This window comes from Microbacterium sp. NPDC056052 (genome assembly GCF_042266785.1).
Taxonomy (GTDB): Bacteria; Actinomycetota; Actinomycetes; order Actinomycetales; family Microbacteriaceae; genus Microbacterium.
The window spans coordinates 91,257-114,562 of sequence record NZ_JBHJWV010000001.1 but is presented as its reverse complement, the minus strand read 5'-3'; the positions used below and the strand labels follow the sequence as shown (position 1 = coordinate 114,562).

Annotated in this window: 24 protein-coding genes; 3 read left to right on the top strand and 21 right to left on the bottom strand. The window is 69.8% G+C overall.

The annotated features are described in order from the left end of the window. Positions 1 to 8 precede the first annotated feature (8 nt). Complete coding sequence (locus tag ACFC1J_RS00570) at positions 9 to 1,424, bottom strand: dipeptidase (protein WP_375901555.1); 1,416 nt, start codon at positions 1,422 to 1,424, stop codon at positions 9 to 11. Between the two features lie 54 nt (positions 1,425 to 1,478). Here ACFC1J_RS00570 and ACFC1J_RS00565 point away from each other — a divergent pair, with 54 nt between their 5' ends. Then, positions 1,479 to 2,039 (top strand): DUF3043 domain-containing protein, encoded by a 561-nt coding sequence (locus tag ACFC1J_RS00565; protein WP_375901554.1) that lies wholly within the window; start codon positions 1,479 to 1,481, stop codon positions 2,037 to 2,039. A gap of 72 nt (positions 2,040 to 2,111) precedes the next feature. Here the strand turns inward: ACFC1J_RS00565 and ACFC1J_RS00560 are convergent, their stop codons facing one another. The 5 genes from ACFC1J_RS00560 to dnaE form a co-directional block, all read right to left on the bottom strand. Continuing rightward, a complete protein-coding gene (locus ACFC1J_RS00560) occupies positions 2,112 to 3,134 on the bottom strand; it encodes a quinone-dependent dihydroorotate dehydrogenase (protein ID WP_375901552.1) in 1,023 nt (340 codons plus the stop codon). Between the two features lie 44 nt (positions 3,135 to 3,178). Next, the gene (nrdR, locus tag ACFC1J_RS00555) at positions 3,179 to 3,652 is read right to left on the bottom strand and encodes a transcriptional regulator NrdR (protein ID WP_375901550.1); all 474 of its coding nucleotides are present in this window, start codon (positions 3,650 to 3,652) and stop codon (positions 3,179 to 3,181) included. A gap of 10 nt (positions 3,653 to 3,662) precedes the next feature. Then, positions 3,663 to 4,997, bottom strand: coding sequence for a histidinol dehydrogenase (gene hisD, locus ACFC1J_RS00550; RefSeq protein WP_375901548.1), 1,335 nt, complete (start codon positions 4,995 to 4,997; stop codon positions 3,663 to 3,665). Positions 4,998 to 5,003: 6 nt separating this feature from the next. Beyond that, the gene (locus ACFC1J_RS00545; RefSeq protein WP_375901546.1) at positions 5,004 to 6,458 is read right to left on the bottom strand and encodes a hypothetical protein; all 1,455 of its coding nucleotides are present in this window, start codon (positions 6,456 to 6,458) and stop codon (positions 5,004 to 5,006) included. Positions 6,459 to 6,562: 104 nt separating this feature from the next. After that, the gene (gene dnaE, locus ACFC1J_RS00540; protein ID WP_375901544.1) at positions 6,563 to 10,081 is read right to left on the bottom strand and encodes a DNA polymerase III subunit alpha; all 3,519 of its coding nucleotides are present in this window, start codon (positions 10,079 to 10,081) and stop codon (positions 6,563 to 6,565) included. A 66-nt stretch (positions 10,082 to 10,147) separates the two neighbouring features. On the opposite strand from dnaE, the gene ACFC1J_RS00535 reads away from it, so the two are divergent. Beyond that, positions 10,148 to 10,669 carry an NUDIX domain-containing protein gene (locus ACFC1J_RS00535; RefSeq protein WP_375901542.1) on the top strand — a complete coding sequence of 174 codons (522 nt, stop codon included), beginning with the start codon at positions 10,148 to 10,150 and terminating at the stop codon, positions 10,667 to 10,669. Here ACFC1J_RS00535 and ACFC1J_RS00530 read toward each other — a convergent pair. From ACFC1J_RS00530 to ACFC1J_RS00505, 6 genes are read right to left on the bottom strand one after another with little or no spacing between them, the layout of a single operon-like run. Further along, positions 10,633 to 11,781 (bottom strand): hypothetical protein, encoded by a 1,149-nt coding sequence (locus tag ACFC1J_RS00530; RefSeq protein ID WP_375901540.1) that lies wholly within the window; start codon positions 11,779 to 11,781, stop codon positions 10,633 to 10,635. The genes ACFC1J_RS00535 and ACFC1J_RS00530 overlap by 37 nt on opposite strands. After that, entirely contained in the window at positions 11,768 to 12,358 is a 591-nt protein-coding gene (locus tag ACFC1J_RS00525; RefSeq protein ID WP_375901539.1) for an RNA polymerase sigma factor, read from the bottom strand. Before ACFC1J_RS00525 ends, ACFC1J_RS00530 begins: the two co-directional genes overlap by 14 nt. Positions 12,359 to 12,412: 54 nt before the next feature. Beyond that, positions 12,413 to 12,985: a GNAT family N-acetyltransferase gene (locus ACFC1J_RS00520; protein WP_375901537.1), complete on the bottom strand. Its 573-nt coding sequence runs from the start codon at positions 12,983 to 12,985 to the stop codon at positions 12,413 to 12,415. A 49-nt stretch (positions 12,986 to 13,034) separates the two neighbouring features. Next, positions 13,035 to 13,763 carry a hypothetical protein gene (locus ACFC1J_RS00515; protein ID WP_375901535.1) on the bottom strand — a complete coding sequence of 243 codons (729 nt, stop codon included), beginning with the start codon at positions 13,761 to 13,763 and terminating at the stop codon, positions 13,035 to 13,037. Next, positions 13,760 to 14,308, bottom strand: coding sequence for a DUF6114 domain-containing protein (locus tag ACFC1J_RS00510; RefSeq protein ID WP_375901533.1), 549 nt, complete (start codon positions 14,306 to 14,308; stop codon positions 13,760 to 13,762). The genes ACFC1J_RS00515 and ACFC1J_RS00510 overlap by 4 nt, the downstream gene beginning before the upstream one ends. Positions 14,309 to 14,322: 14 nt before the next feature. Further along, complete coding sequence (locus ACFC1J_RS00505; protein WP_375901531.1) at positions 14,323 to 14,937, bottom strand: DUF6230 family protein; 615 nt, start codon at positions 14,935 to 14,937, stop codon at positions 14,323 to 14,325. A gap of 118 nt (positions 14,938 to 15,055) precedes the next feature. On the opposite strand from ACFC1J_RS00505, the gene ACFC1J_RS00500 reads away from it, so the two are divergent. Continuing rightward, positions 15,056 to 15,655 (top strand): TetR/AcrR family transcriptional regulator, encoded by a 600-nt coding sequence (locus ACFC1J_RS00500; RefSeq protein ID WP_375901529.1) that lies wholly within the window; start codon positions 15,056 to 15,058, stop codon positions 15,653 to 15,655. A 26-nt stretch (positions 15,656 to 15,681) separates the two neighbouring features. Here ACFC1J_RS00500 and ACFC1J_RS00495 read toward each other — a convergent pair whose 3' ends face one another. From ACFC1J_RS00495 to murC, 9 genes are all read right to left on the bottom strand, one after another. Continuing rightward, entirely contained in the window at positions 15,682 to 16,605 is a 924-nt protein-coding gene (locus tag ACFC1J_RS00495) for an RluA family pseudouridine synthase (RefSeq protein ID WP_375901527.1), read from the bottom strand. A gap of 2 nt (positions 16,606 to 16,607) precedes the next feature. Continuing rightward, positions 16,608 to 17,264, bottom strand: coding sequence for a signal peptidase II (gene lspA / locus ACFC1J_RS00490; protein ID WP_375901525.1), 657 nt, complete (start codon positions 17,262 to 17,264; stop codon positions 16,608 to 16,610). A gap of 9 nt (positions 17,265 to 17,273) precedes the next feature. Continuing rightward, positions 17,274 to 17,852 carry a DivIVA domain-containing protein gene (locus ACFC1J_RS00485; protein ID WP_375901524.1) on the bottom strand — a complete coding sequence of 193 codons (579 nt, stop codon included), beginning with the start codon at positions 17,850 to 17,852 and terminating at the stop codon, positions 17,274 to 17,276. Positions 17,853 to 17,987: 135 nt separating this feature from the next. Beyond that, positions 17,988 to 18,293 (bottom strand): YggT family protein, encoded by a 306-nt coding sequence (locus ACFC1J_RS00480; RefSeq protein ID WP_375901522.1) that lies wholly within the window; start codon positions 18,291 to 18,293, stop codon positions 17,988 to 17,990. Positions 18,294 to 18,296: 3 nt separating this feature from the next. After that, a complete protein-coding gene (locus tag ACFC1J_RS00475; protein WP_375901521.1) occupies positions 18,297 to 18,797 on the bottom strand; it encodes a cell division protein SepF in 501 nt (166 codons plus the stop codon). Positions 18,798 to 18,836: 39 nt separating this feature from the next. After that, positions 18,837 to 19,520 carry a YggS family pyridoxal phosphate-dependent enzyme gene (locus ACFC1J_RS00470; RefSeq protein ID WP_375901519.1) on the bottom strand — a complete coding sequence of 228 codons (684 nt, stop codon included), beginning with the start codon at positions 19,518 to 19,520 and terminating at the stop codon, positions 18,837 to 18,839. Further along, complete coding sequence (gene ftsZ, locus ACFC1J_RS00465) at positions 19,517 to 20,680, bottom strand: cell division protein FtsZ (RefSeq protein WP_375901517.1); 1,164 nt, start codon at positions 20,678 to 20,680, stop codon at positions 19,517 to 19,519. Before ftsZ ends, ACFC1J_RS00470 begins: the two co-directional genes overlap by 4 nt. A gap of 167 nt (positions 20,681 to 20,847) precedes the next feature. Next, on the bottom strand, positions 20,848 to 21,864 hold the full coding sequence (locus tag ACFC1J_RS00460) for an FtsQ-type POTRA domain-containing protein (protein WP_375901515.1): 1,017 nt from the start codon (positions 21,862 to 21,864) through the stop codon (positions 20,848 to 20,850). Positions 21,865 to 21,866: 2 nt separating this feature from the next. Next, positions 21,867 to 23,267, bottom strand: coding sequence for a UDP-N-acetylmuramate--L-alanine ligase (murC, locus tag ACFC1J_RS00455; protein ID WP_375901513.1), 1,401 nt, complete (start codon positions 23,265 to 23,267; stop codon positions 21,867 to 21,869). Positions 23,268 to 23,306 lie beyond the last annotated feature (39 nt).

Here is a 23,306-nt window from a genome sequence, read left to right as displayed (position 1 = left end):
CGGCGTCGTCAGAGGGTGATCTCGTTCATCCGCGTGAGCAGCAGCGCCTCGGTCGCCACGGCGTGGCGGAACGTGTCCAGGTGCAGCGATTCGTTGGGGCTGTGCGCCCGCGAGTGCGGGTCCTCGACCCCGGTCACGAGGATCTCGGCGCCGGGGAATCTCTCCACCAGGTCCGCGATGAACGGGATGGACCCGCCGATGCCGAGGTCGACCGGCGCGGTGCCGTAGCCGTCCGCCATCGCGCCGCGCACGAGGCCCACGGCCCAGCCGCTGGTGTCCACCAGGAACGGATTGCCGAGGTCGACGTCGGAGAAGGAGAGCTCGGCCCCGAACGGTGCGTGCGCCCGCAGGTGCGCCTGCAGCGCGGCGTAGGCGTCGTCGGCGCTCTGCCCCGGCGCGATGCGGCAGCTGAGCACGACCGTGGTCTCGGGTGAGAGCGTGTTCGATGCGGCCGCGACGGACGTGGCGTCGACACCGATCACCGTGACGGACGGCTTGTTCCAGATGCGGCTGAGGATCGTGCCGTCGCCGATGGGCGAGACGCCGGGCAGCAGCCCCGTCTCGTCGCGCAGCGTCTCCTCGCTGTACTCGGGCGTGGTGGCGTCGCGCACGGTCAGCCCCTCGACCGCGACGGATCCGTTCTCGTCCCACAGGGTGTTCAGCAGCCGGATGGTCGCGAGCATGGCGTCGGGCACCGCTCCCCCGAACATGCCGGAGTGCGAGGCGTGATCGAGCGTGCGCACCGTGAGCGTGAAGCGCACTGCGCCGCGCAGGGAGACCGTGAGCCCCGGCGTGTCCGAGTCCCAGTTCCCCGAGTCCGCGACGACGATCGCGTCGGCGCGCAGCGCCTCCTCGTTGTCGGTGAGGAACTGCGCGAAGGAACGGGATCCGTACTCCTCCTCGCCTTCGACGAACATCGCGATGCCGAGGTCCAGGTCGTCGCCCAGCGCCTCCGCGACCGCGCGGATGGACGCGATGTGCGCCATGATCCCGGCCTTGTCGTCGGCGGCCCCGCGGCCGTACAGGCGTCCATCGCGAACGGTCGGCTCGAACGGCGGGGTCTCCCACAGCTCATCGCCCCCCGGGGGCTGCACGTCGTGGTGCGCGTAGAGCAGGATCGTGGGCTTGCCGTTGCGCGCGGCCCGGCGCGCCAGGATCGCGGGCTGCCCGACCTCGTCGGTGCCGGGGACGGCCGCCCGCAGCACGCGCACGCTGTCGAACACGCCCGTGCCCTCGGCGAGCTCGGCGACCGCGGCGGCGCTGCGCACGAGCTGGGTCTGATCGAAGGCCGGCCACGCGATCCCCGGGATGCGCACGAGGGCGCCGAGATCGCTGAGCGCGGCGGGGATCCCGGTGCTCACGGCGGCGGTGACGGCGGCTTCGACGTCACCGGGGGCGGTGACCGAGGAGGAGGGAGAAGTCATGCAGGTAATCTTAGAGAACACCCGTTTCCCCTTCTCTCGACTTCAGGAGCCTTCGTGCCCAGCACTCCCACCCCCGCACCAGAGGACTCCTCGGCCGACGCGAGCGGCAAGGGACGCCGTACGCCGACGCGCGCGGAGCAGGAGGCCGCCCGGCGTCGGCCGCTCGTGCCGGACACCAAGGAGGCCAAGGCGCAGGCGCGCGCCGAGCTGCGCGTCCGCCAGGAGCGGCAGCGCGTCGGCATGGCCAACGGCGAGGAGAAGTACCTGCCCGTCCGCGACCGCGGCCCTCAGCGCCGCTGGGTGCGCGACTACGTCGACGCCGGATGGCACGTCAGCGAGTGGATCATGGCCCTCATGGTCGTCGTGATCGTCGTCTCGCTGATCCCGAACACGCTGGTCGCGTACTGGGCCTTCATTGGCCTCTGGGGCTTCATCGCGATCGCGATCATCGACATGGTGTTCCTCGGCATCCGGGTGAACCGCCGCATCGCGGACAAGTACGGCAAGGACAAGCGCGAGCGCGGCCTCGCCTGGTACGCCGCCATGCGGTCGCTGCAGATGCGCTTCATGCGCCTGCCGAAGCCCCAGGTCAAGCGCGGGCAGTACCCGGACTGAACCGGATCCCCTGAAGGACGAGAAGGTCCCGGTGCGCAGCGAGCGCCCGGGACCTTCTTCGTCGTCTGCGGGTCAGCGCGAGCGCAGCCCGGCGCGGATCTGGCGGGCCCAGAACGGCCCGCGGTAGAGGAACGCGGTGTAGCCCTGGACAAGGGTGGCGCCGGCCTCGAGCCGCTCCCGCACCTCCGCACCGGTCTCGACACCTCCTACGGAGATGACGCAGAAATCGGCGGGAACGGCGGCGCGCACGAGGCGCAGGACCGCGAGCGAGCGCTCCTTGAGCGGGGCGCCGGAGAGGCCGCCCTCCCCCGCCGCGGCGACCTTCGCGGGGTCCGTGGTCAGTCCTTCCCGCGAGATCGTCGTGTTCGTCGCGATGAGTCCGTCCAGCCCCTCGGCGACCGCGAGCTCCGCGATCGCGGTGACCTCGTCATCCGGAAGATCAGGGGCGATCTTCACCAGAAGCGGGGTCGAACCGGCCGCGGCCTTCACAGCGCGCAGCAGCGGCGCGAGGGTCTCCACGGCCTGCAGCCCGCGCAGCCCCGGTGTGTTCGGCGAGGAGACGTTGATCGCGAGGTAGTCCGCGAGCGGAGCGAGGCGCACGGCAGAGGCGACGTAGTCGGCGGTCGCGTCCTCGACGGCGACCACGCGGCTCTTGCCGATGTTCACGCCGATCACGGCGGAAGGCCTGCGGCGGCGCAGCTTCCACAGCCGCTTCTCGGCGGCCTCGGCTCCGGCGTTGTTGAAGCCCATCCGGTTCACGACGGCACGGTCCGGGATGAGCCGGAACAGGCGGGGCTTGGGGTTGCCCGGCTGCGGGACAGCCGTGATCGTGCCGACCTCGACGTGCCCGAAGCCGAGCGCGGACAACCCGCGCACGCCGACGGCGTTCTTGTCGAAGCCCGCAGCGATGCCGAAGGGCGTGGGGAACGTGAGCCCCAGCGCCTGCACCTCATCGCCGGGCGCCGGACGGGTCAGCGCACGCGCCGCCCACGAGAACGGAGGCACTCCGAGGATCCGCACCACGACCATGCCGGCATGGTGGGCGAATTCGGGATCGAAGCGCGCGAGGACGAGGCGGAAGAGCAGGGCATACATCCCTGCCAGGCTACCGGTCGGACGCGATGGATCCGACCGAGGGTTCAGAGCGCGGTCTGCTCGGCGGCCCGGTGGTGGTCGGCACGCAGCTCGGCGATCGACGCCTCGAAGTCCTCGAGCGAATCGAACGCCTGGTAGACGCTCGCGAAACGGAGGTAGGCGACCTCGTCCAGGTCCCGGAGCGGGCCGAGGATCGCGAGGCCGATCTCGTTCGTGTCCAGCTGCGAGACGCCGGTCTGGCGCACCGCCTCCTCGACGCGCTGCGCCAGGATCGCAAGATCCGCCTCGGTGACGGGACGCCCCTGGCAGGCCTTGCGGACGCCGGAGATCACCTTCTCGCGGCTGAAGGGCTCCATCACGCCGGAGCGCTTGATGACGTTCAGGCTGGCGGTCTCGGTGGTCGTGAACCGTCCCCCGCATTCGGGGCACTGACGGCGCCTGCGGATCGACAGCCCGTCGTCGCTCGTGCGAGAGTCGATGACGCGGGAGTCCGGATGACGGCAGAACGGGCAGTGCATTCGAGAAAGCCTACGCCCCGGCAGCGGCGGCGGAGTCAGGCACGGCTGCGAACCGCGCCTCAACGGCCTCGCCATGCGCCGGCAGCACCTCGGCGTCGGCGAGCGCGACGACGCCGACGCGAGCGCGCGCCAGCGCGTCCCGATCGTAGGAGATCACCTGCTGCGGGCGGAGGAAGGTGTACGACCCGAGTCCCGAGGCGTAGCGCGCCTGTCCCCCGGTCGGCAGCACGTGATTGCTTCCGGCCATGTAGTCGCCCAGGCTCACCGGAGTCTGGTCTCCGACGAACACGGCACCGGCGCTCGTGAAGACCGCGGCCGCCTCCTCTGCATCCACGAGGTGCAGTTCGAGGTGCTCCGGCGCGTAGGCGTTGCTGAAGGCCACGGCGGCGGCGCGATCGTCGACCAGCACGATCGCCGACTGCGGTCCGTCCAGGGCGGTCTGCACGCGGACACTGTGCCGAGTCGTGGCGGCGGCCTTCGCGACCTCGACGGCCACACGGTCCGCGAGCTCCGCGGAGTCGGTGACGAGGACCGCCGACGCCTGCTCGTCGTGCTCGGCCTGGCTGATCAGATCCACGGCGATGAGACGAGGATCCGCGGCGGCGTCCGCGACGATCAGGATCTCCGTCGCTCCCGCCTCGGAGTCCGTCCCGACGACGCCGGCGACGGCGCGCTTGGCCGACGCGACGTAGTTGTTGCCGGGCCCGGAGATGACGTCGACCGGCTCGAGCCCTATCGCCTCGACACCGTAGGCGAGAGCACCGATCGCTCCGGCGCCACCGATCGCGTAGACCTCGTCCACTCCGAGCAGGGCCGCGGCAGCGAGGATCGTGGGGTGGATGCGGCCGTCCTCGCTGGACTGCGGAGGGGACGCCAGCGCGATGCTCCCGACGCCCGCGACCTGTGCGGGAACCACGTTCATGACGACGCTCGACGCGAGCGGCGCCTTGCCGCCGGGGATGTAGACGCCGACGCGCCCGACCGGCTGCCAGCGCTGCACGATGCGCGCGCCCGGACCGATCTCGGTCACGCGCGGCGCGGGAACCTGTGCCGCGGAGCCTTGACGCACTCTCTCGATGGCGACTTCGAGCGCCGCGCGGACCTGCGGGTCGACGCCGGCGAGCGCCTCGTCGAGGTGCTCTCGCGGAACCCGGATCGCGTGCCCGCCGACGCGGTCGAAACGCTCGGCCTGCTCGCGCAGGGCCTCCTCGCCGCGCACGCGCACGTCCTCCACGATCGCGGTGGCGGTCGCCAGGGCTTCCGCGCGCGCCGCGGTCGCGCGCGGCACGGCCGCCAGCATCTCGGCGGTGGAGAGGGTGCGTCCCCTCAGGTCGATCGTCTGCATGCGTCCTCAGCCTCGGGTCATGTTCTCGGTGTCGTGCAGGTAGCCCACGCGACCATCGTCGTGGCGCACGACGAAGGCGCCGCCGCGGTCCTCGAGAACAAGGATCCACGCTTCCGGCCCGATCGTGAAAATCGAGTCGCCCCGCGCGTCATGAACGACCCGGGTATCGGGCGCGAGCGCCCAGAACGGCTGGAGCTGCTCCCCCGTCGCCACGGAGCCCGCCGTTTCCGGCTCACGGCCGCCGTCTTCCGGCACGACGTCGACCGCGTGCGTGGCCGCCTCGTCCGCGGACGACGGCTCGAGCAGGTCGCCGAGCACGTCCGTCATGGTGTCGGTGAGGCCCTGCGGTGCGGCGGTCGCGCCCGGCGCTTCGGCGGGCGCGGAGGCGGCGTCCTCGTCGGAGTCGGCCTCCGGCTCGGTCTCCGCGAGGGTGGCGGCGCGTCGGGCGTCTGCCCCCATCGCGGGTTCGCTCTCCTCGGCGGCTTCCTCGGCGGGAGCCTGCGTCTCCTCGCCCCGGAGCGCCGGAGGCACGACGTCGAGGATCGCCTCGGTCGGGGCGTCCTCGGTCGGCACGACGCCGGTGAGCTCATCGTCCGCGGGCGCCGTCGCCTGGGCGCCGGCCAGAGGCTGCCCCTCGGCGACGACGGGGTTCTCCCCCGATGCCAGGAAGGATTCGCGGTGGTGCTCGGGGACGTAGCCCGCCTCGCCCTGGACCACCGCGCCCGTGACGCCCGTGGCCGAGAGATGCTCCGCGGCGCCGACCTCGTTCTCGTGCAGCAGACCCGGATCCACATCGTCCTCGTTCTGCGGGTCGGAGACGCTCCCTCTCGCCCGCACCGGACGGGGGCGCGAGAACACGGGACGCACGGGGTTCGCGCGGCGATGCGCGAGGGTCTCCGTCCGCTCCTCGAAGTCCTCGCGGATCCCGGGGATGAGCGCCGCGAAGACGGTCACCACGACGAGGACCAGCATCAGCAGGATCTCCAGCCACAACGGCCAGGTGACCAGCGGGGACCGCCGGGTCGCCCCGACCAGATCCAGCTGCTGCCACAGCAGGACGATCCAGCTCACGAGCGCGACCGAGAAGGCCACGGAGGCGAACTGGTCGATGCCGAGCGATCCGACGCGCCGGATCCCCTCGGGAGAGAGCCGGCGGAGCACGACGAGGAACACGGCGGCGGTGGGTACGCCGATGGCCAGCGCCCAGGCGCCGTTCATCGTCCACACCGTCGCGGTGCTGTCCAGGACGCTGCCGCCGCCCGGCACGAACGACAGCGCGAAGGCGATCACCCACGCGCCGATCATGATCAGCTCGCGCAGCGAGAAGCCGAACCAGCCCTGCTGCGGCGCCGCGGTGGGAAGGGGTCCGTCGTCGACCTCCATGTCGGACGAGGGGTACGTGTTCGAAGTCGGATCCTGCTCTTCCTGCGCCATCTCGGCGGAGGGGACGTCGCCGGTCATCGGTGTTTCCTTTCGTCGTGCGGCCGCTGGGGGACTCGGCCGTCGAACGGGACCCGATATTACCCGGCGGCGGTGGAGACCTCCTGAGCGACGTCCGTACGCGATCAGCCCAGGCACTGCGGGCCGAGCAGCGACTTCAGGTCGCCGAACAGGTCCGCGGTGACGGTCACCGGCATGGGCACCTCGAACACCTTGGCGCGCCCGCCGCGATGCATCTTCAGCATCACCTCGGTCTCGCCGGCATGGCGGCGCAGCACGTCCGCCAGATCCTCGATGACCCGCTCGGTGGCGCGTTGCTCCGGCACCAGCAGAGACAGCGGGCCCGCCGCATCGAACGAGCCGACGTCGGGCGTGAACGCCGACTGCGCATGCAGGTTCATGCCGTCGTCACGACGGGAGACGCGCCCGCGCACCGCGAGGATCGAGTCCTGCTGCAGCATGCTCTGGAACTCCAGGTACGTCTTGCCCATGAACATGATCGTGATCTCGCCGCCGAAGTCCTCGACGGTGATCATGCCGTACGGGTTGCCGCTGGCCTTGGCAACGCGGTGCTGCACGCTCGTGACGAGCCCGGCGATCGTGACCTGGTCGCCGTCCTGCAGGTCCTCGGATTCCAGCAGGCTGTTGATCGCGATCGAGGCGTGCTTCGCGAGCGGGACCTCGAGGCCCGCGAGCGGATGATCCGACACGTACAGGCCGAGCATCTCGCGCTCGAACGCGAGCTTGTCCTTCTTCGTCCACTCCGGACGGGCGGGCACCTTGGGCGGCGCGACCTCTTCGATCTCGTCGTACAGGCTGTCGAAGTCGAAGCCGATCGCGCCCTGCGCCTCGTTGCGCTTCTGACCCACCGACGCCTCGACGGCATCCTCGTGGATCTCCACGAGCGCCCGCCGCGTGTCTCCCATCGAGTCGAACGCCCCCGCCTTGATGAGCGACTCGACCGTGCGCTTGTTCGCGACGTGCAGCGGCACCTTCTTCAGGAAATCGTGGAAGGAGGCGAAGTTCTCCTCCTGACGCCCCTGCACGATGCCCTCGACGACGTTGGATCCGACGTTGCGCACCGCGCCGAGACCGAAGCGGATGTCCTCGCCGACGGCCGCGAAGAAGTTGATCGACTCCCGGACGTCCGGTGGCAGCACCTTGATGCCCATGCGACGGCACTCGTTCAGGTACAGCGCCATCTTGTCCTTGGAGTCGCCGACGCTGGTCAGCAGCGCCGCCATGTACTCGGCCGGATAGTGCGCCTTGAGATACGCCGTCCAGTACGAGATCACGCCGTAGGCCGCGGAGTGCGCTTTGTTGAAGGCGTAGTCGGAGAAGGGCAGCAGGATCTCCCAGAGCGCGTTGACCGCCCCGTCCGAATAGCCGTTCGCGTGCATTCCGGCCTGGAAGCCCTCGAACTGCTTGTCCAGCTCGCTCTTCTTCTTCTTGCCCATCGCGCGGCGGAGGATGTCCGCCTGACCGAGCGAGAACCCTGCCACGCGCTGGGCGATCGCCATCACCTGCTCCTGGTAGATGATGAGGCCGTAGCTCTCGTCCAGGATGTCTTTGAGCGACTCCGCGAACTCGGGATGGATCGGCGTGATCTCCTGCAGGCCGTTCTTGCGGAGGGCGTAGTTCGTGTGCGAGTTGGCACCCATCGGGCCCGGGCGGTACAGCGCGATGAGGGCCGAGATGTCGCCGAAGTTGTCCGGCTTCATCAGGCGCATGAGCGCGCGCATCGGTCCGCCGTCGAGCTGGAACACGCCGAGTGAGTCGCCACGCCCCAGCAGGTCGTAGGAGGGGCGGTCGTCGAGCGCGAGGTCCTCGAGCACGAGCTCCTCGCCCCGGTTCGTCCGGATGTTGGCGAGCGCGTCCGAGATGATCGTGAGGTTGCGCAGCCCCAGGAAGTCCATCTTGATGAGTCCGAGCGACTCGCAGGACGGGTAGTCGAACTGCGTGACGATCTGGCCGTCCTGCTCGCGCTTCATGATCGGGATGATGTCGATCAGCGGGTGCGAGGACATGATGACGCCGGCCGCGTGCACGCCCCACTGGCGCTTCAGGTTCTCCAGGCCCAGCGCCGTGTCGAACACGGTCTTCGCCTCGGGATCGGACTCGATCACGACGCGGAACTCGCTGGCCTCCTTGTACCGCGGGTGCTCCGGGTTGAACATGCCGTCCAGCGGCATGTCCTTGCCCATCACCGCGGGGGGCATCGCCTTGGTGAGCTTCTCCCCCATGCTGAACGGGAAGCCGAGCACGCGGCCCGCATCCTTCAGCGCCTGCTTGGCCTTGATCGTGCCGTAGGTCACGATCTGCGCGACGCGCTCGTCGCCGTACTTCTCGGTGACGTACTGGATCACCTCGCCGCGACGACGGTCGTCGAAGTCGACGTCGAAGTCGGGCATGGAGACGCGGTCCGGGTTCAGGAACCGCTCGAAGATGAGACCGTGCTCGAGCGGGTCGAGGTCGGTGATCCGCATGGCATAGGCCGCCATGGATCCGGCTCCGGATCCGCGGCCAGGACCGACGCGCACGCCGTTGTCCTTGGCCCAGTTGATGAAGTCGGCGACGACGAGGAAGTAGCCGGGGAACCCCATGGACGAGATGACCTCGACCTCGTAGTTCGCCTGCTTGCGCACCGCGTCCGGGATTCCGCCCGGGTAGCGGTAGCGCAGGCCGTTCTCGACCTCCTTGATGAACCAGCTCTCCTCGGTCTCGCCGTCGGGGACCGGGAAGCGCGGCATGAAGTTGGCCCCGGTGTTGAACGAGACGTCGCAGCGCTCGGCGATGAGCAGCGTGTTGTCGCACGCCTCGGGGTGCTCGCGGAACACCTGACGCATCTCCGCCGCGGACTTCACGTAGTAGCCGTCGCCGTCGAACTTGAATCGGTTCGGATCGTCCAGGGTCGAGCCGGACTGCACGCAGAGCAGCGCCGCGTGGCTGGTCGAGTCGTGCTGGTGCGTGTAGTGCAGGTCGTTCGTGCCGACCAGCGGGATCCCCAGATCCTTCGCGATCTTCAGCAGGTCGCCGGTGACGCGCCGCTCGATCTCGAGCCCGTGGTCCATGATCTCGGCGAAGTAGTTCTCCTTGCCGAAGATGTCCTGGAACTCGGCGGCCGCCGCACGGGCCGCGTCGTACTGCCCCAGGCGCAGCCGGGTCTGGATCTCGCCCGAGGGGCAGCCCGTCGTGGCGATCAGGCCCTTCGAGTACTTCTGCAGGATCTCGCGGTCCATGCGCGGTTTGAAGTAGTAGCCCTCCAGGCTCGAGGTCGAGGAGAGCCGGAACAGGTTGTGCATACCCTCCGTGGTCTCGGAGAGCAGGGTCATGTGCGTGTAGGCGCCGGATCCGGAGACGTCGTCGCGGCGCTGCTCCGGTGAGCCCCACTGCACCCGCGACTTGTCGCTGCGGTGCGTGCCGGGGGTGACGTAGGCCTCGATGCCGATGATCGGCTTGACCCCGGCCGCCTGCGCGGCCTTGTAGAACTCGAACGCGGCGAACGTGTTGCCGTGGTCGGTTACGGCGACGGCCGGCATGCCCTGCGCGACGGCCTCCTGCACGAGCGGTCCGATGCGCGCGGCCCCGTCCAGCATCGAGTACTCGCTGTGCACGTGCAGGTGGACGAAGGAGTCTGATGCCATGCTTCGAGTCTACGTTTCGGGGTGGGACATCGAGGCCTCGCACGCCCTGCCGATAGCCTGAAACCCATGACCACTCCCGACTTCGTCCTCGCGCTCCGGGACCATGTGGGGCACGCCCCGCTGAACCTGGTCGGCGTCACCGCGATCGTGTTCCGCGACGAGAAGGTGCTGCTCGGCAAGCGCGCGGACAACGGTGCCTGGCAGGCGGTCTCCGGGATCGTGGAGCCCGGCGAGGAGCCCGCAGACACGGCGGTGCGGGAGTGCCTCGAGGAGGCCGGCGTGGCGGTGAAGGTGGAGCGGCTCGCCCTCGTGCAGCAGCTCCCCCGCGTGACGTACGCGAACGGCGACGAGGTCGACTACCTCGATCTGGTCTTCCGCTGCACCTGGGTCTCGGGTGAGCCGTACCCGGCCGACGGCGAGCTCACGGAGGTCGGCTTCTACGACCTCGCCGCGATGGGCGACGTCGACGACGCCCACGTGCGCAAGATCGCCCTCGCCGTGGCGGAGGACGATCCTGCGCACTTCCGCGGCGGGAGGCCGCCGCGGGCGCCTCAGCCCGGCAGCCCGTCCACGAGATCGACCGTGTAGTCGTCCCGCTCGTCCACGACATCGTCAGGGACAATGCTCCCGCCGGGATTGGTGCTGTCCGAGAGTCCCGTCACGCGTCCGGTGGAGACATCGACCGTGATCGTCTGATGGCGCCGGACCTCGCCGGGCCGCTCGGGTTCTTCCTGAAAGGTCGAATCGAACGCGATCGTACGCACAGAGCCGTGGCTGCCGACGATCGATGCGCCCGGAAGTGCCCCCAGCGCCTTCAACATGGCGGCACGCACTTCCCCGGTCCCCGCGTTGCAGGCCAGCAGGGTCATCAGCGTCCATCCGACCATCGCGTCGTGATGATAGTCGGACGAGCTCCCCTGACGGGCGCGGAACCAGGCGAGCACCCCATCCGCATCCTCGGGCAGAGACGTCAGGAACTCGCTGCGAAGCATCCCGTCCCCGTCCGGCAGCGGCCCTCCGCCGGCGCGGAATCCTCCGGGGGCGCCCTCAGCGTTCCAGCGGTCCAGATACTGCTGCATCTGCACGTCGGCGGCAGCATCCTGTCCGTACGCCGAGAGGACCACCGGTGGCGTCGACGGCGAGAAGTACCAGTCCCCCGTCACATCCGCCGAGACGTAGAACTCGCCGCCGGTCCGGACGACCCAGGCGCGCGTCGCCATCGCATGGGACAGACCGTAGCCCGGCTGCGTGATGGTGGTGCCGTCGCTGACAAGGAGGAGATCCGATGTCCAGGTGACGCGCCGGTACTGTCCGGGCTGCGGCGTGAGTCCTCCGTGGATCGCGGACGCCGACGCAGCCGTGAACACGCCTTGCACCGTCTCCGGCGCCGCGGAAACGGTCGGCGTCGGGGTGGCTCCGGGAGCGGGAGAAGCGGTCTGCGCCGGAGTCGGGGCCGGATGCGCAACGACAGGCGGCTTCGGTGCGGTCATGCCGCCGACGAAGAGCACGCCGACTGTCGCCGCCGCCAGGGCACCGGTGGCTCCCGCAGCGAGGAACCACGTCCGTCGGACAGGACGTGCGCGCACGGGGCGTTCCTCGCCGCGGATCTCTGTCATGAGCCGCATCCGCGCGGCCGCGATGCTCTCCTCGACGCCCTCGATCTCGGGCTTGATCCTCTCGACCTTCTCAAACACGTCCAACGCTCGCTCCCTTCTGCTGCTTCTTCTCGAACGCCTCGATCCGGCGATCCGGATCCAGGCGGCGGCGCACGCGGTTGAGCCGCGAACGCACCGTTCCGACGGGGACGCCGAGGGCTTCCGCCACCTCGTCGTAGCTCAGTCCGTGCCAGGCGTAGAGCAGGAGTGTCTCCCTGTCTCTCGGCGCGAGGGCGGCGATCCGCGTCTTGAGCGCCGCCACCTCGCGTTCTGCATCGACGCGCGATAGCGCCTCATCGACTCCCCCCGAAGACGAGAGCTCCTCTCGCCCCGCGGATGCGCTGAATGACCTCCACTGCTTCGCCTCCACCGCGCGATGCCGGCGGATCAACCGTGCGGCGATGCCGAGGAGCCAGGGAACGCCCGACTCGACGGTGAGGTCGAAGTCGGCACGCCGGCGAAAGGCCGTCAGGAACGTCTCGCTCAGCACGTCCTCCGCCGCAGCGCGGCCCACGCGATAGGTCGCGAAGGCGTTCACGCTCCGCGCGTGCCGGTCGAAGAATTCGGCGAACGCCTCCGGCTGCTCAAGAGACCTCTGGATGATCTCGCTGTCTGTGCTCACGCTATGTATTGTCTGAGCACGCTCATCGGGTTCACGGTATTTGCGGAGCCGCGCTCATCTCAGGTCGAGTCGCATCAGCACCCGGGGGAAGCCGTCGAGGACCGATCCGGTGTCGGCGGCCTTCTCGAAGCCCGCCGACTCGAAAAGGCCGCGCGTACCGGCATAGGCCATCGTGAGGTTCACCCTCGCCGCTCCGTTGTCGACGGGGTACCCCTCGATCGCCGGCGCGCCGCTGTCCCGCGCATACGCGACGGCGCCCTCGATGAGAGCGTGCGATATTCCCTGCTTCCGGTGGCCGGGGCGCACGCGGAAGCACCACAGCGACCATGCGTCGAGATCGTCGATCTGAGGGATCAGCCTGTTGCGCGCGAAACTCGTGTCGCGCCGCGGGTGCACCGCCGCCCATCCGATCGGCTCGTCGTCGAGATAGGCGATCACCCCGGGGGCCGGATCCTGATGGCACAGTTCCCGCACCCGCTCGGCCCGAGCCGGCCCTCGCAACGCGACGTTCTCCTTGTTCCCGATCCGGTAGCTCAGGCAGAAGCACACGTTCGACCGCGGATTCTTGGGTCCCACCAGTGCGGCGACGTCCTCGAACAGGGTCGCAGGGCGCACCTCGATGCTCATGAGCCCATCCTGCCTCGGGTGCCGGACATCCACGCGGCGCACGACGAATTCAGCGTTCGACGATGCGCTGGTCCGTGTTCGTGTAGGTGATCGAGTCGGCGATCGTGCCGACGAGACCCATCGTGACGCGCAGCAGGCCCGGCTTGACATCGTCCAGCGGCGGCGGCGTGTCTGTTCCCAGAGTCAGCGCGCGGCCGTCCTGCGTGGTCGCGGTGACCGACCCGAGGTATACGCTCACGTGCCCGGTGAGGGTCATGGTGTCCGCGTTCGTCACGAGACCGGCCTTGTCCGGCGGGCGGACGGTGAGCGAGAACCCCGAGATCGTGATCGAGTCTGCCGAGATCTTGAGGGCGCGGATCGTGCTGCCGTCGATGGTCGGCACATCGACGATCGAGATCCCGCTCAGCCCGGTGAAGGACAGCCCCTGCGATCCCATCGAGGCAGGGGTCTTCGTGAAGACGGGCGCGCTCGCGTCCCTCGTCGCGGCGACCGGGGTCGGCGCGGGTGTCGGGGCAGGATCTCCCGGAGTGCTCGGCGTTGTGGCGCCGGGTGCGGACGGCGTGCCGGGCACCGGGGGGACTCCTGGTACCGAGGGACCGGGCGTCCCCGACGTCGGCGGAGGCGTCGTCGGGGTCGGACTCGGAGAGGGGCACCAGAGCAGCGGGATGCACAGCCCTGTCGGCTGCGACCCCGGGGCGATCGCGGCTCCCAGCGTCATCGGCGCGACGAGCGCGAGCGCCGCCAGGAGAACGGCGCCGTGGCGACGCTGCGGCTTCACGACGCGGCCTCCTCGGTTCCGCCGACGGGTGCGGGCTCGCGCGGTCCCATCCAGGCGACCACGAGCACCGCCCCGGTGCCGGCGAGGAGCATGCCGACGATGAACCCGCCGAGGTTCACGCCGATCAGCGAGTAGATCGCGACGACCAGGGCGATGATGCCGTAGAACACGTGATGCGCGGGCATCGTGACCGCGAGGATCCCGAGCAGCAGCAGCGCGATCGGGATGATCGTCGCCTGCAGCCCCTCGATCCCGAGCTGCACGTGCAGGTGCCCGATGTCGAGCTGCCCGGAGAAGAACATCTCGATGCCGCCGAGCGCTACGAGCAGACCGCCGATGAACGGCCGCTGCCGCCGCCAGCGCCGGAACCCCTGGGCGGGCGCCGCATCCGCCGTCCCGGCGACCATGGCGTCGGAGTCCTCGGCGGCTCCGGCGTCGACGGACGACGCGGACTCGATCGACGGGCGCACGGGCCGCAGCGCGGGCGCATCGGCCCGTCGCGGATTGCGCCGTGCGGATCCGCGCGTGCTCGCCTCGTCGCTCATCGCAGCCTCGTCGTTCAGAAGCATCCCTGCGAACCGTCCGTCAGCTCCAGCGTCATGCCCGTGAGGGTGAACACCGAGGCCTGGGTGCTCCAGGCCGTCTGCTGCAGGTTCTTGATCGAGACGGTGTCGGCATCCTGGGCGAAGTCGCCCGCGGAGCCCTTGGCATCGGTGTTGACGGTCGAGGCGTCCACGCCGATGCGGATCTCGCCGAACGACGCGTCGCCCTTGAGGCCTGTCATGCCGATCTGTAGGTCGCTGGCAGAGGCCGGGTTGCCGTTGCTGCCCGCCTTGATGAGCACGCCGACCTTGCCGAGCGGCGTGTCGGTGATCACGGACTGGCAGAGGTCGGTGAGTGTCGCGCTCTTGATGTTCGCGATCGCGACCGTGTGCTCCTTGCCCTCCGTGTCCTTCGCGACGCCGGCGTACTGCGAGAAGCCACTGCCCTCCAACTGGGAGGCGCCGATCTGGAACTGGCTCCCCGACACGGCGAACGAGACGGGCACGGCCCCCTGGGCGACCCCGCCCATCAGCGCCGCGGCGACCAGGCCTGCGGGGATCGCCACGAGGGCGATGCGCCCGGCGTGGGATGAGCCGAGCTTGCGGACACGGTCGGAATTCGGGAACTTCATCGATCCTCCTTCAGCGCGCCGGCTGCGATGGCGGCGCTCACCTGGTCGAGTATATTGGCTGTTGACTCAGAGTCAATACCGGGCACGGTCGCCGCTTCCCGCCCGCTAGGCTCGGGGCATGCCCGACCTGCGACGCGCCCGCCTGACACCGGAGGAACGTCGCGCGCAGCTCATCGCGACCGGAGTGAACTTCCTCGCCGAGCACTCCTTGGACGAGCTCACCATGGACGTGCTCGCTCAGCGCGCCGGTGTCTCCCGGCCCCTGCTGTTCCACTACTTCGACACCCGGCAGGGCATGCACCTGGCGGTCGTCACCATGGCCAGGGACAGCCTGCTGCTCGCCTCAGAACCCCGCGACGACCTGGAGCCGCGCGCACGGATCCGCGATACGCTCCTGCGCATCACGGAGTTCGTACGCCAGCACCAGGGCACGTTCCACTCGCTCGTGCGCGGTATCGCGAGCGGCGACCCCGCCGTGCGGCGTGTGGTCGACGAATCCCGCGATCTCAACGCCGAGCGGCTGCTCGACGCGTTCACCGAGCTCGGTGCTCCGGACACCCCGGCGCTGCGGGTCGCCCTTCGCTCCTGGGTGTCCTTCACCGAGGAGACCCTGATCAGCCTCGTCATCGACCGCGACGCGGATCCGGAGGTCGTCGTCCGATTCCTGGAAGCGACGCTCGACGGCGTGGTGTCCGCGACGGGCGAGCTGCCCCTCTGAGCCCAGGGGGACGCCGGGCGGCGAGCTCAGTCCTCGCCGCGGAGCACGTCGAGCGCGTGCTGGAAGTCGGCGGGATACGGCGATTCCGTCTGGACCCACTCGCCCGTGGTCGGATGGGCGAAGCCCAGCCGGTGCGCGTGCAGCCATTGCCTCGTCAGCCCGAGGCGCGCCGACATCGTCGGGTCGGCCCCGTACAGCGGATCCCCCACGCACGGGTGCCGATGCGCGGCCATGTGCACGCGGATCTGATGCGTCCGCCCGGTTTCGAGGTGGATCTCCAGCAGCGATGCGCCGGGGAAGGCCTCGAGCGTCTCGTAGTGGGTGACCGAGGGCTTGCCGTCAGGGATCACCGCGAACTTCCAGGAGTGGTTCGGGTGCCGCCCGATCGGCGCATCGATCGTGCCGGCGAGCGGATCAGGATGCCCCTGCACGACCGCGTGGTAGATCTTCTCGACCGTGCGCTCCTTGAAGGCGCGCTTGAGCGCGGAATACGCGGCCTCGGACTTCGCGACCACCATGAGGCCGCTGGTTCCGACGTCGAGTCGGTGCACGACGCCCTGACGCTCGGGGGCGCCGCTCGTGGCGATCCGGAATCCTGCGGCGGCGAGAGCGCCGACCACCGTCGGCCCCTCCCAGCCCAGGGACGGGTGCGCGGCGACGCCGGTGGGCTTGTCGACCACCACGATGTCGTCATCGTCGTAGACGATGCCGAGCTCCGGCACGGCGATGGGCTCGATGCGCGGCTCCTGCTTCGGCGCCCACTCCACGTCCAACCAGCCGCCGGCGCGCAGTTTGTCCGACTTCCCGAGCACCGTGCCGTCGAGCGTCACTCCCCCGGCTTCCGCGACCTCGGCCGCGAACGTGCGCGAGAAGCCGAGCATCTTCGCGAGCGCCGCGTCGACCCTGACTCCGTCCAGCCCGTCCGGGACGGGAAGCGAGCGGGATTCCACGATCAGTCCTCGGATCCGGCGCCGTCGCGCCGCGCCGCACGCGGCGGGTCCGCGCTGGTCACCGCGTCGTCCGCAGGAACGCCGTCCACGACAGGCGCCTCGGCCTCGCCGTCCTGAGCAGGCTCGGTCGTCGACTCGTCCTTGTGGTCCCGCTCGCGGGTGCCGTCGAGGCGGAGTCCCACGATGATCAGCAGGGCGATCGAGATCATCCCGCAGACGATGAAGATGTCCGCCACGTTGAAGATGGCCGGCAGCATCCACGGCATCGAGATCATGTCGACGACGTGCCCGACACCGAATCCCGGTTCGCGGAAGATCCGGTCCGTGAGGTTTCCGAGCACACCGCCCAGCAGCGCCCCGAGCACCACCGCCCACAGCCGTGCGCGCACCGAGAACGCCTTCCAGACGATCACGCACGCGACGACGGCCAGCGCGATCGTGAAGATCCACGTGTGGCCCGCGCCGATCGAGAACGCCGCCCCGGAATTGCGGATGTAGAACAGCTGCAGGAAGCCCCCGAGCACGGGAACGACCTGCTCCGAAGGCAGGCGGGTGATGGTGAGATGCTTCACAAACTGATCGGCGGCCAGCACGAGCACTGCGAGAATCGCAATGATCGCGCCGGCCGCCGAACCGTGAAGCGGTTGACGCCGGGTCAACGGGGCTCCTTACTGCGCGGAGGAGGCGTCCCCGTTGGGGCCGCCCTTCTCGTCGAGGTCGCGGAGCTGACCCTCGATGTAGCTGCGCAGCTGCGTGCGGTAGTCCCGCTCGAACGTGTGCAGTTCGCTGATCTTGCTCTCGAGCACGTTGCGCTCGCGCTCGAGACGCGAGGTCTCTTCGCGCTGCTTCTGCTCGGCGTCGGCGAGGATCTTCGACGCCTGCGCCTTGGCGTCCGCGATGAGCTGGTCGCGCTGGGACTTGCCCTCGGCGACGTGCTCGTCGTGCAGGCGCTGCGCCAGCTCGATGATGCCGGCGGTCGCGGCAGCCGGCGCACCGGTCTCGGCGACCGGGGCGGCGACGGGCGCAGGCGCAGCGGCGGCGGCGGGAGCCTCGGCCGCGGGAGCGGCCTTCTCGCCGGACTCATACGCGGCCAGCTTCGCCTTCAACTCGGCGTTCTCGTCGAGGGCCTTGCGCCACTCGAGCACGACCTCGTCGAGGAAGTCGTCGACCTCGTCGGGGTCGAAGCCGTCCTTGAAGCGGACGTGCTGGAACTGCTTGGTGACGACGTCATCCGGGGTCAGTGCCATGGGTGGCTCCTCTTTCGATGAGTTCTCGGTGGCCGGGTGGAAATGGCGCCTGCCCCTCGGCGTGCACCTTCAGAAAAGCATAGCCTTCCGATCGCGCCGCCGCGAAGGCGGGCGCGAGCGGGCGCGGCGAGTGCCCTAGATGAACGATCGGGTGATCGACATCAGGATGAGCACGATGATCATGGTGAGCGTGAAGCCCAGGTCGAGCGCGACGGGTCCGATCCTCAGCGGAGGAATGAGGCGTCGGAACAGTCGGATCGGCGGATCCGTGAGTGTGTAGACGATCTCGGCGGCGATCAGGCCCGCACCGCGTGGGCGCCAGGAGCGGTTGAAGATGGGGATGTACTCCAGGATCAACCGGGCGAACAGCGTGAGCAGGTACAGCAGCAGCAGGATGTTGAGAATCGCTGCGATCACGGAGACCGCGGGCGGCACCACCACGCGTCAGGAGTTCGCGAGCGCGGGCTCGTCGCCCCCGGCGATCCCGCCCTGTCCCGACACCGCGATACTCTCGGGCGACAGCAGGAAGACCTTGCTCGTCACGCGCTCGATGCGCCCGTAGAGGCCGAGCGAGAGTCCGCTCGCGAAGTCGATCAGTCGGCGCGCGTCGGCGTCGCTCATCTGCGAGAGGTTGATGATCACCGGGATCCCGTCGCGGAAGCTCTCGGCGATGACCTGAGCATCGCGGTACTGCTTCGGGTGCACCGTGAGGATCTCGTTCACGGCGCCGACGGACGGCTGACGCACGGCGGTCGGACGGCGCAGCGGCGTCACAGGAGCCGGCTTCGCCTCCTCGCGCTCGCGACGCACCTCGTCACGGCGGATGGGCTCGTGGCGGATCTGCTCCTGGCGGGCGCTCTGCGCGGCCGGAGCCTGCTCCTCGTAGACCTCTTCCTCATCGGCGAGGCCGAGGTAGACCATGGTCTTCTTCAGCGGGTTCCCCATCGTGTCCTCCGAACGTGTAGGGGTGGTTCTGTTTCGAGGCTAACCCTGTGCGGGTCTTGGCCCCGTGATTGCGGAGCCGATGCGTAGGTGTGTCGCGCCGGCCGCGATCGCCTCGACGAAATCGCCCGTCATCCCGGCCGAGATCCAGTCGGCTTCCGGCGCGACCGCGCGCAGGCGCTGCGCGGACTCGTGAACGCGGGCGAACGCGGCGGCCGGGTCCTCGTCGAGCGGGGCGACGGCCATCACGCCGCGCAGCCGCAGCGTCGGCAGCGCGAGCACCCGCTCGGCGAGCCGCTCGAGCTCGGCGGGGGCTACTCCCCCGCGGGCCGGATCGTCGGTGAGATTGATCTGCAGCAGGACGTCAAGCAGCTCGTCGTCGGCTGCCGCACGGTCGAGCGCCTCGGCGATGCGCAGGCGGTCCACCGAGTGCACGGCCTGCGCCGCACGGCGGATCGCTCCGGCCTTGTTCGTCTGCGCCTGCCCGATGAAGTGCCAGCGCAGATCGCGCAGCCCGGCAAGGGCCTCGGCCTTCGCCGAGAGCTCCTGCTGCCGGTTCTCGCCCACCTCGCGGACGCCGAGGCCGTACAGCTCGCTCACCAGGGCGGCCGGGTGGAACTTGGTCACGACGATGCGCGTGATCTCCGCGGGATCCCGTCCCACGCGCCGTGCGGCGTCCGCGATCGCTGCATCGATCGCGGACAGCCGCTCGGCGACCGCGGTCACTTCAGGAACTCGGGGATGTCGAGGTCGCTCTCATCGAACGCCGGCTCGATGCTGGTGCGCACCGGCGGGATCGACGGCACGGTCACGGGAGCGGTCTCGCGCGGCGACTCCTCGGCCTGGGCCGAGTCCTCGCGCTCCTCGACCGCGGGCTTCTCGGCGACCGCGGGGGTCGTCGTGCGGGAGAAGATCTGCGGGTCGAGGCGCAGCGTGGGCTCACCGCTGTCGAAGCCCGCCGCGATCACCGTGACGCGCACCTCGTCGCCGAGGGTGTCGTCGATGACCGTACCGAAGATGATGTTGGCCTCGGGGTGCGCCGCCTCCTTGACCAGGTCCGCCGCGTCGTGGATCTCGAAGATGCCCAGGTTCGATCCGCCCTGGATGGACAGCAGCACGCCGTGCGCGCCCTCGATCGACGCCTCGAGCAGGGGCGATTCGACCGCGAGCTCCGCCGCCTTGATCGCGCGGTCGGCGCCGCGGGCGGAGCCGATGCCCATGAGCGCGGATCCGGCCCCCTGCATGACCGACTTGACGTCGTTGAAGTCGAGGTTGATGAGACCCGGCGTGGTGATCAGATCGGTGATGCCCTGCACACCTGCGAGGAGCACCTGGTCCGCGGTCGCGAAGGCCTCGATCATCGAGATGCCGCGGTCGCTGATCTCGAGCAGACGGTCGTTCGGCACCACGATGAGGGTGTCGACCTCTTCCTTCAGCTTCGCCACGCCGGCATCGGCCTGGCTCTGCCGACGGCGGCCCTCGAACGAGAACGGCTTGGTCACGACGCCGATGGTCAGGGCGCCGATCGACTTGGCGATGCGCGCCACGATCGGCGCGCCACCGGTGCCGGTGCCGCCGCCCTCGCCCGCGGTGACGAAGACCATGTCGGCGCCGGTCAGCGCCTGCTCGATCTCCTCCGCGTGGTCCTCGGCGGCGCGGCGTCCGACCTCGGGGTCGGCGCCTGCGCCGAGGCCGCGGGTGAGGTCGCGTCCGACGTCGAGCTTGACGTCGGCGTCGCTCATCAGCAGCGCCTGCGCATCGGTGTTGATCGCGATGAACTCGACGCCGCGAAGGCCGAGATCGATCATGCGATTGACGGCGTTGACGCCGCCACCGCCGACACCGACGACCTTGATCACGGCAAGGTAGTTCTGGTTCTGGCTCATCCCGTCCTCCGATGTATTTCGAGCCCCGATCCGGGGAACCTTCAACCTCAAGCAGAAGGTTAAAGTATTTCCCGGTATTGCTTTCTCCTGGATCGAAGGTAAGCGGCGCACGGCGCCCGGAAGCCAAGCGACACGCGCCTGGACGCGATCGTTTCGGATATTCGTGCTCAGCCGACGATGCCGACGCCCGGCGAGGACACGTCGTACGAAGCCGCACCCGGATTCGCCGTCATCAGCGCCTGCAGGGAGCGGGTCTTGAGCGCCGACTGCTCGGCGCTCCCCCACACCACCTGGGCGCCGCCGGACAGCTTCAGCACGATGTCGTCCGGGGTGGACGCCGTCGCGCCGTCGACCTGGCCGCGCAGCTCGGCGGGCAGCGAGCGGAGCGCCGTGCCCACCGCGGCGAACGCCTTGGATCCGGTGCCGCCGGCGACGTCGATCAGGGCGTATCCGGCGGGCCGCGCCTCAGTGGTCGAGAGGACCACTCCGGCCGCATCGACGACGGTGAAGCGCCCGTCGTCCGCCTGGAGCACGCCTACCGGCGTGCGCTCCACGATCCGCACCACGAGATCGTGCGGAGGGTGCGCCTCGAGACGGTAGGTCTCGATCAGCGGGAAGGCGACGAGCGCGGCTTTGACGGCACTCGAGTCCACGAGCGCCAGCGGCCGGCCGATCTGCCCCGACAGCGCCTTCTGCACGTCGGCGGCCTTGAGCGCGCTCGTCCCCTCGACCGTGACCGTCTCCACCGCGAACAGCGGGCTGTACGCCGCACCGACGCTCCCGCCCACGACGAGCAGGGCGAGCGCGGCCCCCGCGATCCAGCCGATCCTCCGACGCCGGGAGCGCTGCGTGAAGCGACGGATCTCGGTGCGCAGCGCCTTCCGGCGCGCACGGGTCGCCTGCCAGAGGTCGCGGGCGGTCAGCGGCACGTCGTCCTGCGGCGCCGTCGGGTCCGGCCTCTCCGCATGCTCGCGGGCCGTCGAGATCCCGCGTTCGAGCAGGATCGGCACGGTCGCGTTCGCGTCCTCCGGCCCGATCGCGGTCGCGTCGGGCTCGGCACCCGCCGAGGCGTCGATGCCGAAGCCCGTCGCCCGTCTCCGCGCGCCGTCGAACGGCTGCGCCCCGGCCGGACGCTCCGGCTCGACCGGAGGCGCGGGAGAGGGGATCGCGGACGGCCGGCGCACGGTCAGCCCTCGGCGGTGGTCCGCAGCGCGTCCAGCACCTGCGGGATGATCTGGTAGACGTTGCCGCAGCCGAGCGTGATCACGTAGTCGCCGTCGCGCGCCACGGATGCGGTGTAGTCGGCGGCCTGCTGCCAGTCCGCCACATAGTGCACGTGATGCGGGTCGGCGAACGCGCCGCTGACCAGCTCGCCGGTGACGCCGGGAACCGGATCCTCGCGGGCGCCGTAGACGTCGAGCATGACCGTGTGATCGGCGTAGGTCTCGAGCACCTCGGCGAACTCGCGGTACATGTGCTGCGTGCGCGAGTACGTGTGCGGCTGCTGGATCGCGATGATCCGGCCCTCTCCGACGATCGTCCGCATGGCCTCCAGCGCCGCGCGCACCTCTGTCGGATGATGCGAGTAGTCGTCGTAGACGCTGACTCCGCGTGCGCTGCCGTGCAGCTCGAGCCGGCGGACCGTGCCTGCGAAGCCCTCCATCGCGCGGGCCGCGTCGGCCAGCGAGTAGCCGAGCGTCGTGAGCACGGCGACCGCACCGGCCGCGTTGATGGCGTTGTGCACGCCGGGAACCGCGAGCTGCATGCGGGCGGACGCCCCGCCCATGGTCAGGGTCGCGGCGACAGGGCCGTCCGTGACGATGTCGGTGATCCGCAGATCCGCGTCGTCCGCGAGGCCGAATGAGATCACGTTCGGATGGGTGATGCCCGCCCGCACGCGCAGCGCGCCGGGATCGTCGCTCGAGATCACGACGGCCTCCCCCGCGGCGTTCGCGAACGTCACGAACGCGTCGTGGAAGGCCTCGTCGGACCCGTAGTGATCCAGGTGATCGGGGTCGACATTCGTGATCAGCGCGACGGAGGTGTCGTAGAGCAGGAACGTGCCGTCGGATTCGTCGGCCTCGATCACGAAGAGGTCGTCCGCGCCCGAGGAGCTGGAGGCGCCGAGCTGCTCGATCACGCCGCCGTTGACGAAGTTCGGATCGGCGCCGAGCGCCTGCAGGGCGGTGACGATCATGCCCGTCGAACTGGTCTTGCCGTGCGCGCCGGCGACCGACACGAGGTGCCGTCCGCGGATCAGCCAGTGCAGCGCCTGCGACCGGTGGATCACGGGCAGTCCGCGCTCCTTGGCAAGCAGGAACTCGGGGTTCTCGGGCCAGATCGCGCCCGTGTGCACGACCGTGTCGGCGTCACCCAGGTTCGCCGCGTCGTGGCCGACATGCACGTCGGCGCCGAGCGCGGCAAGGGCCTGGAGGTTGGCGCTGTCCGCGCGATCGCTGCCGGACACGCGGATCCCCGCGTCGAGGAACATACGGGCGAGGCCCGACATTCCGGAGCCGCCGATGCCGATGAAGTGCGCGGCGGTGATGTCATCCGGGATCGGCAGGGAGAGGTCGGGTCTGATCATGGCTGAATCATCCTAAGTCGGGGCGAGGAGGCCTGAGGC